General features: G+C 61.4%; 17 protein-coding genes and 1 pseudogene. 13 read left to right on the top strand and 5 right to left on the bottom strand.

The genetic code is table 11. From position 1 onward, the window contains the following. Position 1 precedes the first annotated feature (1 nt). The 11 genes and pseudogenes from CAG00_RS24640 to CAG00_RS29170 form a co-directional block, all read left to right on the top strand. Positions 2-544: a PilN domain-containing protein gene (locus CAG00_RS24640; RefSeq protein ID WP_075045046.1), complete on the top strand. Its 543-nt coding sequence runs from the start codon at positions 2-4 to the stop codon at positions 542-544. Beyond that, positions 531-1,094 (top strand): GspMb/PilO family protein, encoded by a 564-nt coding sequence (locus CAG00_RS24635; protein WP_025339367.1) that lies wholly within the window; start codon positions 531-533, stop codon positions 1,092-1,094. Before CAG00_RS24640 ends, CAG00_RS24635 begins: the two co-directional genes overlap by 14 nt. Continuing rightward, positions 1,094-1,603, top strand: coding sequence for a hypothetical protein (locus CAG00_RS24630; RefSeq protein WP_075045048.1), 510 nt, complete (start codon positions 1,094-1,096; stop codon positions 1,601-1,603). The genes CAG00_RS24635 and CAG00_RS24630 overlap by 1 nt, the downstream gene beginning before the upstream one ends. Next, complete coding sequence (locus CAG00_RS24625) at positions 1,600-3,465, top strand: secretin N-terminal domain-containing protein (RefSeq protein WP_085665552.1); 1,866 nt, start codon at positions 1,600-1,602, stop codon at positions 3,463-3,465. The genes CAG00_RS24630 and CAG00_RS24625 overlap by 4 nt, the downstream gene beginning before the upstream one ends. After that, positions 3,462-3,941 (top strand): type II secretion system protein, encoded by a 480-nt coding sequence (locus CAG00_RS24620; protein ID WP_015270589.1) that lies wholly within the window; start codon positions 3,462-3,464, stop codon positions 3,939-3,941. The genes CAG00_RS24625 and CAG00_RS24620 overlap by 4 nt, the downstream gene beginning before the upstream one ends. Before the next feature lie 5 nt (positions 3,942-3,946). Continuing rightward, the gene (locus CAG00_RS24615; RefSeq protein ID WP_013972857.1) at positions 3,947-4,321 is read left to right on the top strand and encodes a type II secretion system protein; all 375 of its coding nucleotides are present in this window, start codon (positions 3,947-3,949) and stop codon (positions 4,319-4,321) included. After that, on the top strand, positions 4,296-4,823 hold the full coding sequence (locus tag CAG00_RS24610; RefSeq protein WP_013972856.1) for a type II secretion system protein: 528 nt from the start codon (positions 4,296-4,298) through the stop codon (positions 4,821-4,823). Before CAG00_RS24615 ends, CAG00_RS24610 begins: the two co-directional genes overlap by 26 nt. Further along, positions 4,820-5,221 (top strand): curli production assembly/transport protein CsgE, encoded by a 402-nt coding sequence (csgE, locus tag CAG00_RS24605; RefSeq protein ID WP_013972855.1) that lies wholly within the window; start codon positions 4,820-4,822, stop codon positions 5,219-5,221. The genes CAG00_RS24610 and csgE overlap by 4 nt, the downstream gene beginning before the upstream one ends. Next, positions 5,218-5,631, top strand: a complete 414-nt coding sequence (locus CAG00_RS24600) for a curli assembly protein CsgF (protein WP_025339362.1) — start codon at positions 5,218-5,220, stop codon at positions 5,629-5,631. Before csgE ends, CAG00_RS24600 begins: the two co-directional genes overlap by 4 nt. 33 nt (positions 5,632-5,664) lie before the next feature. After that, positions 5,665-6,516 (top strand): CsgG/HfaB family protein, encoded by an 852-nt coding sequence (locus CAG00_RS24595; protein ID WP_085615427.1) that lies wholly within the window; start codon positions 5,665-5,667, stop codon positions 6,514-6,516. Between the two features lie 467 nt (positions 6,517-6,983). Continuing rightward, positions 6,984-7,114, top strand: a pseudogene (locus tag CAG00_RS29170) (transposase); the annotation flags it as partial. Positions 7,115-7,156: 42 nt separating this feature from the next. On the opposite strand, the gene CAG00_RS24585 reads toward CAG00_RS29170, so the two are convergent. Further along, entirely contained in the window at positions 7,157-8,113 is a 957-nt protein-coding gene (locus CAG00_RS24585) for an RHS repeat-associated core domain-containing protein (RefSeq protein ID WP_139832834.1), read from the bottom strand. A 423-nt stretch (positions 8,114-8,536) separates the two neighbouring features. Between CAG00_RS24585 and CAG00_RS28580 the strand changes: the two genes are divergently transcribed. Beyond that, positions 8,537-9,448, top strand: coding sequence for a serine protease (locus CAG00_RS28580; RefSeq protein WP_139832833.1), 912 nt, complete (start codon positions 8,537-8,539; stop codon positions 9,446-9,448). A gap of 693 nt (positions 9,449-10,141) precedes the next feature. Then, positions 10,142-10,378, top strand: a complete 237-nt coding sequence (locus tag CAG00_RS24575; RefSeq protein ID WP_015270586.1) for a hypothetical protein — start codon at positions 10,142-10,144, stop codon at positions 10,376-10,378. Between the two features lie 215 nt (positions 10,379-10,593). On the opposite strand, the gene CAG00_RS24570 is transcribed toward CAG00_RS24575, so the two are convergent. From CAG00_RS24570 to CAG00_RS24555, 4 genes are all read right to left on the bottom strand, one after another. After that, positions 10,594-10,866 carry a PAAR domain-containing protein gene (locus CAG00_RS24570; RefSeq protein WP_080604882.1) on the bottom strand — a complete coding sequence of 91 codons (273 nt, stop codon included), beginning with the start codon at positions 10,864-10,866 and terminating at the stop codon, positions 10,594-10,596. Between the two features lie 3 nt (positions 10,867-10,869). Further along, positions 10,870-11,721 carry a hypothetical protein gene (locus CAG00_RS24565; RefSeq protein WP_238066407.1) on the bottom strand — a complete coding sequence of 284 codons (852 nt, stop codon included), beginning with the start codon at positions 11,719-11,721 and terminating at the stop codon, positions 10,870-10,872. A gap of 79 nt (positions 11,722-11,800) precedes the next feature. Continuing rightward, entirely contained in the window at positions 11,801-13,681 is a 1,881-nt protein-coding gene (locus CAG00_RS29165) for a hypothetical protein (protein ID WP_256579147.1), read from the bottom strand. After that, complete coding sequence (locus tag CAG00_RS24555) at positions 13,674-14,057, bottom strand: hypothetical protein (protein WP_176240914.1); 384 nt, start codon at positions 14,055-14,057, stop codon at positions 13,674-13,676. Before CAG00_RS24555 ends, CAG00_RS29165 begins: the two co-directional genes overlap by 8 nt.

Genomic DNA, 14,057 nt, shown 5'->3' with positions numbered 1-14,057 from the left:
CATGCGCCGCCTCGACCTGGAATTCCAGCCCCGGCGCAACAGCCCGTTGGCCTGGTCGCTGCTGGCCGTGGCGAGTGCCATGGTCGCCGGCCTGGTGCTGCTGCAACAAAGCTTGCAGGCCGAGCAGGTCGAAGTGGAGGCCAGCGTGCACAGCCTGGAGCAGCAACTGGGCCGTCGCCCGGCCACTGTCGCACCGCTGGGCAGCGCCGCCAGCCGCGAACAGGCCGAGCGCCTGGCGCAGATGCAAAGCGTGTCGCAGCAGCTGCAACGGCCCTGGCAGCAGCTGTTCGCCATGCTTGAAGCGCAACCCCAGGACGACGTGGCGCTGCTCAGCCTGGCCCCCGACGCGCGCAAAGGCCAGCTGCGCATCACCGCCGAGGCGCGCAACCTGGAAGCGATGCTGCAGTACCACCAGCGCCTGGAAGCCAGTGCCGAGCTCAGCGATGTGTCGCTGCTCAACCACGAGGTGCTGGCCGCGCAGCCCGAGCACCCGGTGCGCTTCACCCTCACCGCCACCTGGGAGACCGGCCATGCGCGCCCGTGAATCGCTGAACAGCCTGATCCTCCAGGAACGCCTGCGTCGCGTCGGCCCGGTCGGCCTGGCTGCAATTGCGGTGGGCCTGCTGGCCGTGGGCGTGCTGTGCGCCGGGGTGTTGCCGCAATGGCAGAACCTGCGCGAACTGCGCGCCGCCGAAGCGGACGCCAGCGTGCAGGTCGAGCGGGTCAGGCGTGGCGAGCTGAAGATCGCCATCAAGCCCGAGCAGCAGGCCCTCGACAGCCTGCGCCAGCAACTGCCGGGGCAGCCCCGGGCCAGCGAGCTGATCGAGCGCCTGTACCACTTGGCCAGCGCCGAGCATATCAGCCTGGCGCGTGGCGAATATGCCCTGGGCATCGACCCCAGGACGCAACTGGCGCGTTACCAGATCGTGCTGCCGGTGCGCGGCAGCTACCCGCAGATTCGCGGCTTCCTCAGGGGCCTGCTCAAGCAGTTGCCGACCCTGGTGCTGGAAGACCTGGAGCTGCAACGCAAACGCATTGGCGACAGCGAGCTCAACGCGCGCCTGCGCATGACCCTTTACCTGTCGAGGTCGTGATGAACACACAACGTGCTGTCATCTGGGTTGGCTTCCTCGGCGTGAGCGCGGCGCTGGCCTGGGCCCCGGGCCATTGGTTCGGCCAGGAAGACAGTGTTGCCCCCTTCGCGGGCAAACCGACTCCCACAAAATCGGCGGTATCCACGGTCCCTGTGGGAGCGGGTTTACCCGCGAAAGGGCCGGAACAAGCCTCAAGAGATCTCTTCCCAACCCAGCAATGGACCAAACCCCAGGCCCTGGCCACCGTCACCGAACAACCCGTGGTCACCGCACCCGCCGTAGCCGCAGCCCCGACTGCACCGGCCCTGCCATTCCAGTTCATTGGCCGCATCGGCGACCGCGACGACCTGCAGATCTTCCTGCAGAGCGGCGAAAAACTCTACGTCGTGCGCCAGGGCGACGTGATCGAAGACACCTACCGCCTCGAACGGGTATCGGCCAGCGAGCTGCACCTGGTCTACCTGCCTTTGCATCAGTCGCAGACTTTGTCTGTAGGGAGCGCACCATGAAGTCGTCAAAGCTGTGCAAACCGGCTCCGTTCCTGCTAATGGCGCTGTGCGTGGCCATTGCCGGCTGCGGCTCCAGCGCGGTACGCAAGGACAGCGACCAGCTGATGAAGGAGGGCCAGTACGAAGCCGGCATCGCCCGCCTGGAAGAAGCCCTGCGCGAGGACCCGCGTGACACCGAGCTGAACATCGCCCTGGCCCACAGCCGCCAGGCTGCGGTCGAGGCGCTGCTGACCCAGGCCGACGCCGACCGCATCCGCCACGACTTCGCCAGCGCCCGCATGGGCTATGGCCGGGTGCTGACCCTGGAGCCGAACAACCGCCGCGCCCAGGAAGGCATCCGCCAGCTGGAGCTGATCCGCACCCTCGACGAGCGCGTGGCGCTGGGCCAGGCGGCGCTGCGCCAGGGCGACCTGTTCGGTGCCGAGCGCTACATGCGCGAAGTGCTGCGCCTGGACCCGCAGAACCAGAAGGGCATTGCCCTGCGCAGCGACATCGAGAACGTGCAGGCGCGCACCGCGCAGCCGTTCCCGCAGCTGCGCAGCAAGCTGGAGCGGCCGGTGACCCTGGAGTTTCGCGATGCCAACCTGAAGACCATCTTCGAGGTGCTGTCCCAGGTCGCCGGCATCAATTTCATCTTCGACAAGGACATGCGCCCGGACATGAAGGCCACCATCTTCGTGCGCGAGTTGCGCATCGAGGACGCCGTGGCGCTGCTGCTGGAACAGAACCAGCTGCGGCAGAAGATCGTCAACGAAAACACCCTGATGATCTACCCCGACTCGCCGCAGAAGACCAAGGACTACCAGGAACTGGTCATGCGCACCTTCTACCTGACCAGCATCGACTCCAACACCGCGCTGAACATGGTCAAGACCATGCTCAAGACCCGCGACGTGTTCGTCGACGAACGCCTCAACACCCTGACCATGCGCGACACCCCCGATGCCGTGCGCATGGCCGAGAAGCTGCTGCAGTCGCAGGACCAGTCCAACCCCGAGGTGGTGCTGGAAGTGGAGGTGATGGAAGTGGCCACTTCGCGCATCCTCGACCTCGGCCTGCAATGGCCCAACACCTTCGGCGTGCTGAGCTCCGACGGCCAGCCGGTGAGCGTGCTCGACCAGCTCAAGGGCATCGACTCCAGCCGCATCAGTATCGCGCCGGCACCGCAGGCCAAGATCAACGCCCAGGACAAGGACATCAACACCCTGGCCAGCCCGGTGATCCGCGTCAGCAACCGTGAGCAGGCGCGCATCCACATCGGCCAGCGGGTACCGATCATCAGCGCCACCTCGGTGCCGTCCACCCAGGGCCCGGTGATCACCGAAAGCGTCACCTACCTGGACGTGGGCCTGAAGCTCGAGGTGCAGCCCACCGTGCACCTGAACAACGAAGTGGCGATCAAGGTAGCCCTGGAGGTGAGCAACGCCACCCCGCTGGAAGCCACGCGCCAGGGCACCATCCCGGTCCAGGTCGACACCCGTAACGCCCAGACCACCCTGCGCCTGCACGATGGCGAAACCCAGGTGCTGGCCGGGCTGGTGCGCAACGACCACAACGCCAGCGGCAACAAGATCCCGGGCCTTGGCGACATCCCCGGCCTGGGCCGGCTGTTCGGCAGCAACAAGGACGACATGAGCAAGTCGGAGCTGGTGCTGGCGATCACCCCGCGCATCGTGCGCAACCTGCCGTACCAGAGCCCGTCGGACATGGAGTTCGCCACCGGCACCGAGTCGGCCATGCAGGTGCGGCAGATAGCGCCGTTGCCGCCGGCGGATGTGCCTGGCAATGCCCCGGCCACCGATGCCCCGGTGGTGGAAAGCCAGATGGCGATCGCCCCGGCCAAAGGGAGCCCGCGGCCATGATCGCGCAGCGCCGCATGCAGGGCTTCAGCCTGATCGAGGTGGTGCTGACCCTGGCACTGCTCGGGCTGCTTGCCAGCATGGCCGCGCCGCTGACCGAAACCGTGGTTCGCCGCGGCAAGGAACAGCAGCTGCGCGAGGCGCTGTACCAGATTCGCGACGCCATCGACGCCTACAAGCGCGCGTTCGATGCCGGCTATATCGAGAAGCGCCTGGACGCCAGTGGCTACCCGCCGAACCTGCAAGTGCTGGTGGACGGCGTGCGCGATGTGCGCAGCGCCAAGGGCGCCAAGTTCTACTTCCTGCGGCGCATCCCGCACGACCCGCTGGTGGCGGCCAAGGGTGAGGACGAAGGCGGGTGGGGGCTGCGCGCCTACGACAGCAGCCCCGACAACCCGCGCGAAGGCGAAGACGTGTTCGACGTGTATTCCAAGGCCCGCGGCAAAGGCCTGAACAACATCCCCTACGGGCAATGGTGACAGCCATGAAACGCAGCAAAGGCTTCACCCTGATCGAACTGCTGGTGGTGCTGGCGATCATCGCCACGCTGATGACCATTGCCATGCCGCGCTACTTCAACAGCCTGGAAAGCTCCCGCGAAGCCACCCTGCGCCAGAGCCTGGCGGTGCTGCGCGAGGCGCTGGACCACTACTACGGCGACACCGGCCACTACCCCGACTCGCTGGAGCAGTTGGTGGAACAGCGTTACCTGCGCAACACCCCGGTCGACCCGATCACCGAGCGCAGCGATGCCTGGCAGCTGGTGCCACCGCCCGAAGGCGTGGCCGGCGGCGTGGCCGATATCAAGAGCGGTGCCACAGGGAGGGCGCGCGATGGCAGCCTGTTCGCGGAATGGTAAGGCCGACGCCGGCTTCACCTACCTGGGCGTGTTGCTGCTGATTGCGGTCAGCAGCGTGGCCCTGGCCGCCACCGGCACGCTCTGGGCCAGTGCTGCCCAGCGTGACCGCGAACGCCAGCTGTTGTGGGTGGGCAGCCAGTATGCCCAGGCCCTGCGCAGCTACTACCGCGCCTCGCCGGGGCTGGCCCAGTATCCGCAGGAACTGGCCGACCTGCTGCAGGACAACCGCTTCCCGCAGGCCAGGCGGCACATTCGCCGGCTGTACCCAGACCCCATCACCAACAGTGACGATTGGGGCCTGCTGCGCTCGATCGATGGCCGCATCACCGGCGTGCACAGCCGCTCGGACGCCACCCCGTTCAAGCGCAGTGGCTTCAGCGCCGAATGGAGCGGTTTCGATGGGCTGGAACATTACAGCGACTGGCAGTTCGTCGCCGAGCAGGCCTTTACCGAAAGTGCCGGTGGTGTGCAGACCCATGCCGGCCCGGGAGACACGCCGTGAGCCGCCTGGCCGCGCTGTGCCTGGGCCTGCTGCTGGTGGCAGTGCTGGCCACCTCGGCCAGGGCCGGGGACGAGGACGAGATGCAAGGCTTCATCGTCGACAACACCATCTCGCACATCGGCCACGACTTTTACTACTACTTCGCCGACCGCCTGCGCGCCACCAGCCGGCTTGATTTCAACCTGGTGGTGCGCGAACGCCCGGATGCCCGTTGGGGCAGCCTGGTCACCGTGGAATTCGAGCGTGAGGTGGTGTACCGCCGCTTCCTGCCGCCGAACACCACCGAGCTCAAGGACGAGGCCGTTGCAGCAGCCGACCTGGTCAAGCAACAAATCATCCAACGCAAGTTGCAACGCCTGCTGCAGGACACCACCGATCTGGAGAGGGACGAGCTATGAAGTACCACATACCCCGTTGCATCGCCGCCTGCCTGTTTGCCAGCGCATGTGCCGCCCAGGCCACCGAGCTGGTGTACACCCCGGTCAACCCGGCCTTTGGCGGCAACCCGCTCAATGGCACCTGGCTGCTGAACAACGCCCAGGCGCAGAACGACTACGACGACCCCGACCTCAAGGACCGTTCCTCGGCCTTTACCGGCACCACGGCCCTGGAGCGCTTCAGCAACCAGCTGGAGTCGCGGATGTTGTCGCAGTTGCTGGACAACATCAGTAACGGCAACACCGGCAGCATGGCGACCGATGCGTTTCTCATCGACGTCATCGACGATTCCGGGGCCTTGAGTATCAAGGTCACCGATCGCGCCACAGGAGAAATTTCGATCATTGAGGTCAGCGGCCTGAACCCTTGAGGGGGCAAGGCTATTTGTTGGGGAGAGAACACCATGAAACGTCTGCTGAGCACGCTGCTGATCCTCACCGCCCTGGGTCTGCACGGTTGTGGCCTGCGCGAACCGATGCCCGCCGAACAGGACTCGGAAACCCCGACCCTGACCCCGCGTGCCTCGACCTACTACGACCTGATCAACATGCCACGGCCCAAGGGCCGGTTGATGGCGGTGGTGTATGGTTTCCGCGACCAGACCGGGCAGTACAAGCCGACCCCGGCCAGCTCGTTCTCCACCAGCGTCACCCAGGGCGCGGCAAGCATGCTGATGGACGCCCTGAACGCCAGCGGCTGGTTCGTGGTGCTGGAGCGTGAAGGCCTGCAGAACCTGCTGACCGAGCGCAAGATCATCCGTGCTTCGCAGAAAAAGCCCGACGTGCCGGAAAACATCATGGGCGAGCTGCCACCGCTGCAGGCCGCCAACCTGATGCTGGAGGGCGGCATCATTGCCTACGACACCAACGTGCGCAGCGGCGGCGAGGGGGCGCGCTACCTGGGTATAGACATCTCCCGCGAGTACCGGGTCGACCAGGTGACCGTGAACCTGCGCGCGGTGGACGTGCGCACCGGGCAGGTGCTGGCCAACGTGATGACCAGCAAGACCATCTATTCGGTTGGGCGCAGTGCGGGGGTGTTCAAGTTCATCGAGTTCAAGAAGCTGCTCGAGGCCGAGGTGGGGTACACCACCAACGAACCGGCGCAGCTGTGCGTGCTGTCGGCGATTGAGGCGGCAGTGGGGCACTTGCTGGCGCAGGGGATCGAGCGGCGGCTGTGGCAGGTGGCGGGGGATGCGGGGGAAGGGCAGGCTACGGTGGACAAGTACCTGAGCCAGAATCAGCAGCCTGATTGAGCTTGAGGGCCTCTTCGCGGGTGAACCCGCTCTCACAGGGCAACACATAAATCATTGATTTAGCACGGTTCTGTGGGAGCGGGCGTGCCCGCGAACACCGGCGGAGCCGGTGCCATACACCGCGTTGGCCGCTTCGCGGGCACGCCCGCTCCCACAAGGGAAGGTGACACGCTTTCGAACATTGTTCCCTGTGCGACAGCGCAGTCCCAAGGGCTGGGCAATCTCTCACAGGGACAGCGCTGGCATCGGGCTTGGAGGTCAGATTGGTCCGCTGAACGCCAATTCAAGGTCGGGCTGGATCATGGTCGTGCGGATTCAAGTTACGACAATGTTTGCATGGAGCGGGACAAAATGCTTCTACCCGTTCTAGGCTCTGTACGAAATCCCGAGAAACTCAAGCGGCGCCCTTCGGAAGCTTAAATTCTGCAGGTTCCCGGCCAAAAGAACTTTCGGACGAGACCTGGACTTTGGTCGCCGACCTCCTCACTGAAACCAGCGCCGGGGGCAGCCCCGCCTGAGCGACCGCCTGATGCTTGATGGCGTGCTCTGGGTACTCTGTCCCGGCGCTGCGTGGCGAGATATGCCGGAGCGCTTCGGCCATGGCCAACGGGTACCAACGGTTCCTATTGAGCAGCGGTTATCAGCGATTTATTGTTTCTCGAAGCAATAATACCTGCTGTGATAGGGTGCCATGTACTGTGTGAGCGCGCTTGGGGGGAATGCCCTCTGTTATTAGGAGTACTTCGGGTTTTAGATCGAGTGCCCGAGCTGTTGACCATGTGTTAAGTTCTTTAGATGTGATTTGCGTTTTTTTTGATTTTTCATGCCATTCTCTCATGGCACTTACATCGACATGCGTGAAGGGTTCTGAGGGTGTCCTACGAATGTGGGCGTGACTGACAGGTGGGTTGAATACCTGCTCTATTTGCTCGGCTGTTAGCTCTGGAGCGGCGGTTGGGTCTAATTGCCCTGCGCGGTCTACTTTACCGGCATCTGAAGGGCGCTTCCTGGTCATGAGGTCTTTGACAAGCTCGAACTCCGTGTCGAATTTTTCATTCGTTCTTGGTGTTGGTTTGTGTTTCTTTTCTATTGTTTTTTGAGGAGCACGCAGGGTGGGCGTGCTCATATTTTTTTTTCGGGTGCGGCCCGATTGATCTGAATAGTTTATGGGGTCATTACCGCAGTAGGCGTAAGCATTGATCCCGCCCGCCGCAAATGGGCTTAGTGCGTCAGGTGAGCAAAGGCGCATCAGAATGGTAATATAGGCACGGTATCCATTTCCCATCAGGTACATTGGAGCAGCTGATGTCCTGGGTTGCCCGGTAAAACCTGTTGATGTGAGAGGGGGGGCTGCCTGTCGGTTGTAACCGTACGGAGTGAAAACCTGCTGTATAGGGGTGCAACGCACACTGCCTGTTATGGGAGAGTTGGCCATGTCTGAACCGACGAGTGTGGTAGCTGCCCGACCGGTTTCGTATAAAGATTCGGCCACTACCACAGACCCATTGCGGATGCACGTCGTGCTGCCCAAGCTTGTCATCACATGTTGTAAGTGCGCACCCATGTAAAAGTAGAGTAGATGGTCTTGGTTGAACATCTGGACTATCCGGTTTTGGAGTTTGGGGTAATGTGATCTGAAAATTCGTGATGTGCTACTGGCAGTTTTGATAGTTGACATACTTTCAGTGGCGTCGAACCTGCGCAACCAACGAACCGGTGCCAGAATCAGCAACCGTGATTGGCTTCGAGGGCCTCTTCGCGGGTGAACCCGCTCCCACAGGGACAGCGCTGGCCTCGGGCTTGGAGGTCAGATTGATTCACCGAACACCAACTCAAGGTCGGCCTGGATCATGGTCGTACGGATTCACGTTACGGCAATGGTTGCGTGGAGTGGGACAAAATGCTTCTACCCGTTTTAGCAGCTTGCGGATTGCGTCGCTACTGACATTTTTGACAGCTGTCATATTTAACTGAGTCTGATTCAGTTGTGTTTCAACCAGAATTGGCTCGGGATCGAAAAATGAAGCGTTTACTGACCACCTTCGTGACATCCGCTGCTTTTTTGTTTGCCGAGCTGGGTGTTTGCGCGCCAATCCGAAGCCCGGAACAAGACGAAGCGACGGTATTGGCTTTCTGGACGCCGGAAAACATGAAATTGGCCGAGTCAGCGTTCGGTGGCCCAGCCAATCCAGTCAATGAGGTGCTAACAAAAGACGGGGATAGATTTGGCTTCATCGAGGTAACTCAAGCACATACAGACAAACTGGGTCGTCGTGCGGGAGTTCTGTTCTACGTTTCCACAGACGGCGTGCCCCAGCACTGCTCGGCCACGGTGCTTGACTCTCCGAAGGGTGACCTGGTGCTTACTGCCGCGCATTGCGTTGTCGAGAGGGGATGCAACTGGAAGGGCATGGCACTTTTTGTACCAAGTTATGATGGCACAGCAGCAGAGTCTCAGCGCGCGCCCTTGGGACGCTGGCCTGTTCACTATAAATACATTCCGGTTGAAGACGCCTATTCAAGCGTAGATAGCGACCTGGCAATTGTCAGTGTCTTTCCTCAGCAAGGCATGTCGTTGCAGTCCAAGCTTGGTGGTGCGAGCAAGCCATATATATCGGAAGCGGAGGAAAAATTACCTAACGGCGAGATCTGGAGTTACCCCGGGGTATACTACAGTGGCGGTGAAATGCAAAGATGCTTGTCAAGGCTGGAACCCATAGTGCATACGAGCGGTATAAGCACACCTAATTGCGCGACCATGTCTGGCAGCAGCGGAAGCGGTTTCAGAATTGTGGAAGAAGACAGCGATTGGGTCGCCGGGGTTGTACATGGCACTGGTATTTCATCGCGACTGCGCGAAAGCACTTTCGATGGCCTCTATAAATTGGCAAGCGGTGCCAGTGACCAGGCTTCTGAATGTTCAGCCCCATGAGTGCTGAGCATTTGAGGGAAAGTAAAAGGGCCTCTTCGCGGGTGAGCCCGCTCCCACAGGTTCAGCGTCAACTCGAAGCCTGCGCAGTACCTCTAGGAGCGGGCGCGCCCGCGAAGCAGGCGACGCGGTGGATGGCACCGGCTTTGCCGGTGTTCGCGGGCATGCCCGCTCCCACAGGTACCGCGTAATCTCAAGTGCGACACCGTCCCTGTGGGAGCGGGTTTACCCGCGAAGAGGCCGGTGCAGGCGACACAACATGGTGATCACTGCTGATTGGCCGGCCGGTGATGAGTGAGAGGCGGCAATGGAAGTGTTACTGCACATTCCCTTCGCTTGAAACGCTTCCCCGACACCGGTAGTCTTTGCCCGCTGCTGTAAGTCCAGCAGCCGGGTTTGGTAGCCCGCGATCAATCAAGGCGCACAAGCGCCCGCTCTGCGATACAGTTGGCCCTTTTTTGTGCCCGGCTGTTTCGTTTTATGGCGGCTGTGCGTAGGGCGCCTCCGTGCGCGCCGGTTTCCTTGATTCCCGGTCTACCAACCTGCGTACAGCCGTCACCATCTCGTTTGGTAGCGATTTGTGGCGGCTCCAGTGAATCAAGGAGCGACACAATGACAAAAGGCTTACCCGATCCTCCCGTACGCGCCACCACGGCGTCCTCCAGTTTCTCCACGTGCGAATGCAGCCATCCACCGTTGTTTGCCGTGCGTTCAGGGGTGGACTACGAAGATGCGCTGGTGCATCTGTCCACGCTGCTCAAAGGGGCGTTTGCGACCAATCTCAAGGCACTGGAACTGGCCAAGGGGACCTGTCGTGATCTGTTGTTGAGCAACGACCATGGGCTGGATTCGGCCAAGGCGGTGGTGGAGGCGTTGCTGGATGGGGTGGAGAGACAGCAACTGGTTGGGCGGAAGACGGTGCCAGGTGTCTAACTGGCGTTTGGGCTTTGTCGGACTCAAGCGGCAGCCGTGACTGACCTCGAGGGCCCCTTCGCGGGTGAACCCGCTCCCACAGGTACAGCGCCAACTCGAAGCCCGCGCAGTACCTGTGAAGGCGGGAGCGCCCGCGAAACAGACAACGCGTGCGCTGTTCAAATCGTGCAAGCCCGCGAAGAGGTCGATGCATGAAACCACGATCTTCAGGTCGTTCAGCCCTCTTTGGCATAAGGTCCCGAACAGGTAGATGAAACCTTGCACCCACAAGCAAGCTCTGCAGGCTCGAACACTAACGAAATACCGTTGAACAAGACACTACCGTCACCGCCAGAGACCAACGCAAATGTCCCTCCATGAAGCGCGCATGGCGCACGATCTCCGAGAACGCATTGTTGCCGCCCGTTGACAAGAACTCCGCTTCCTTCCCCCATCCGACCACCCCCGCTGTGGGGATCGCCTTTTCGAATCGCACCTTGTCGGGACATCGCTCAATCCTTTGCGCTGTTTTGCAGGATTGCTTCGTAAAGGCCGGCCGGCACGGCATCAGGATCGTATTTGCAGGCGGCAGCCAGGAAGCGCATCAGCAGTTCATCCGGCTCGAAGCGCATGCCAGGCGGGCAGGTCAGCCTGGCGTAGGGTGTTTTCATCAATGGGTGGTCGATGGAAGGGTTCGGCAGGCCCAGCGAACGGCGCAGGTTGAGAATGGCCAGGATCTCGGCGGGGTAGACGGCCTCGAAGGGGGAGCCGAATTCGAAATTGCCGGAGTCGAGTTCCCGGGATGTCAGGGCGATGCGTTGGACATGGGTATCGCAGGCCACCACCAGAATAGGCGCCAGTTTATCGGGATCAGGTTCGCGCCAATGAGCTACCAATTGACCCCAGGCTGGGTCGCGGGGCAGGGCATGTTTGTCGAGGTCGAGCGGTTTGCCCAGCCAGTCGCCGATGATGGTCAGACCGAAGGCGGCGTAGCGTAAGGTGGTACCGATTGGCAGGTTGTGGCCATCGCTGACACCGTAGCCATTCTGAATACCCGTGAAAATAGCTTGGTGAAAGGGCTCAATCAGTTCTAACCGGCCAGTAGCCAGTGCGCACAACATTAGGTGAGTGGTCCCATCTAAATCGCCGGTGCTACTTTCTTTAGTGCCCGCAAGTTTTTGTATTAAGATTGCTTCAGCGATTAACATCTGTGTAATGCCAGAAACGAAACCCAATGACGCTGGCCCGTATGGGTGCTGCGGTGCAAGCTGTAGGCCTTTTCCAATATTGTTCATGCCAATTCTGAATATCTGATTGCAAGCGATACCGATGGTTTCGCCAGTCATGATGTATGACGTCAGCATGTCGCACCTTACGAGTAGGTCCTCTCTCGCCCATTCGTGTATTTTTTTCAAGCTGACTTTGAGTCGATCTTTTGTCTGTCTATTCATGTTGGTTCCAGAGATTAATTTGTATTCCGCTTCGGTCACCGACAATAGTGTTAGGATGACCTTTCGAGTCAAAGAATACTTGTGCATGTAGGAATGAAACTTTTCGCGAGTCCAAACTGTCCTCTATTGCTTGGTGCTTTGTAATAAAGGCTGGGTCAGTTTTTGTAAGGGCTTCTCCCCATCCTTGTCTTTTTCTGCGAATCAAGTCCTGTATGCGCTGAAGGTTGGCTTTGCCTCCTGCTTTCTGGGTGCTGATGAAACCAGGCGTCTTGCTTTTCCCTAGAGTCGTCTTCACCTCGATCACTAACAACGTCCCAGCCTCGAACTTCAACTCTTCCACGGGTGCCGTCCCCTTCAGCCCATCAATGTGATGCCGCATTTCCAGCGTCGTCGGATTACGCACCGTCATCGAGGGCGGTGGTGGTACGTACACCAGCATGTCGATCCCCTGGTCGCTCTTGTTCTTCAAACCGAACTGGCTGGGCCGGGAAGGGTGGGTGCTCAGGCCGAGGATGTTCTCCGGCTTGACCTTCCAGTGGCTGACCAGGGCCGCCGCCAGGGCTTCTTCGCCGGCATCGGCGACGACCCGGGTCAGGCTGCCGCCCATGCGCATCGGCCCGATGGAGTGCTGAATCATGGCCACCAGCCGGTCGCGCAGGGTGGTGGCCATGTAGGCGTAGTCGGCCTTGCCGCCAGCCACATCGAGCGCGACCAGGCTGGCATTGCGCTCCACCGAGTGCAGTTCACGGGCGGTGACCGGCAGCTCACCCTCACGGGGGCGTCGCTGGATGCGGGTTTCCAGTACGGTGACTTCGCCGGCGCTGCGGTTGCCAAGGCGCCGGACTTCCTCTTGCGACAGCGCGGCGTTGTCGAGGCGTACGGTGGTCATGCTGCCGGGCCGCAACTTGTGCATCAGCCAACGGGCGCCGCCGATGGCGGCCGGCAGCAGCAGGGCCAGGTTGATGGCCATGAATACCTGCTTGCCACGTGCCTCGGCAGTGTCGGGGTTGGCCAGGCGCGCCAGGTCGGTGAAGAACTGCTCGCCGATACTCAGGCCTTCGCCAGTGATCATGCGGCTGCTGCCGTCGACCATGGCATCGGCGGCCAGCGCGGCTTCCAGGGCGACGAAGGCATAGCGGCCTAGCGATACGGTGCCCTTGATGCCGCGCACCACCGGTATGAATGCCAGCACGCCGAGGGCGAATTCGGCCGCGCCAATGACGCCTTGCCAGAAGCGAGCCCGGGCCTTGGCTTCGGCGTAGTGCCGGGCCAGCTGTTCACAGGCGTGTTCGATCGGGTACAGGCCACTGGGCGTGTGCCAGGTGTAGGGCGGGCTGATACGCTGGGTGCCGTGCTCGTCGACGTACTCTTCCCGTTGCGCCTCGGCCCACTGCACATGGGTGAAGGTGGCGAAATAGATCTTGTGGTCGGTGAACAAGAAATTGCTGTGCAGGGCAAAGGCATAACCGTGCTGGCTGCGCTCGCCCATGTGGTCGAGTACGGGTGGGGGCAGTTCGTCGAGGCGGATCTCGTCGTCGATGCAAACCAACTGCAGCTTTTCGCTGGCGGCAAAGGCATGAAACTCAGCCAGCCAGGCATTGCCCAGCGTGTCGCCGGCATGCTCCAGCACCTGCTGGAGGAAGGTATCGCGGTGGTTGCGCGCCTGGTCGCGGATCCAGGGGTTGTTGCGAAACCAGGCAGGGCCGACGCCGTTCTGGGAGGGGATGCCCAGCAGCTGGTCGCAGCCGTCACCACCGTCGAGAGAGAACAGCGCGCCGGGAAGGGAGCAGGGTACGCAAATGTCGGGTGGAACAGGCAGCGCCCCGTTGAGTGCGGCTTGCCCCAGCGTTTGTAAAGCAGATGCTTCAACCATGCGGGCTCGGCTCCTTGAGTGCTTGTTGGTGGGCTGCCAATTGACTTGCCAACACCCGGCAGCGCTCTCGGGGAGAGTCGGTGGCTTCAAGCAACTTCACCCAAGGGGTGAACAATGGGTTGAGGTAAAAGTGTCGACCGAACGCGATCGCCAGGAGCACATGCATCAGCACTTGGCTGCGGGGCAACGGGGGCAGCTTGTACAGGTCATCGGACGGCTGAGGTAGCCGTTTTCCGTAATAGCGGTAGGCGAGGATCTCGTTCCCGTTCAGCTCCTTGTGATTGATGGCGGGCAGCGCATAGCGGCGGCTGGCATCCGACTCATAGCAGCAGTAACAAGACTGCTGCGCGTCAGCCGGTATGCCGCGCAGGGTCAT

The organism is Pseudomonas sp. B5(2017), assembly GCF_002112825.1.
In the GTDB taxonomy this organism is placed as follows: Bacteria; Pseudomonadota; Gammaproteobacteria; order Pseudomonadales; family Pseudomonadaceae; genus Aquipseudomonas; species Aquipseudomonas putida_Z.
Note: the sequence above shows the minus strand (reverse complement) of the source record. Positions and strands in the feature narration are given on the sequence as shown.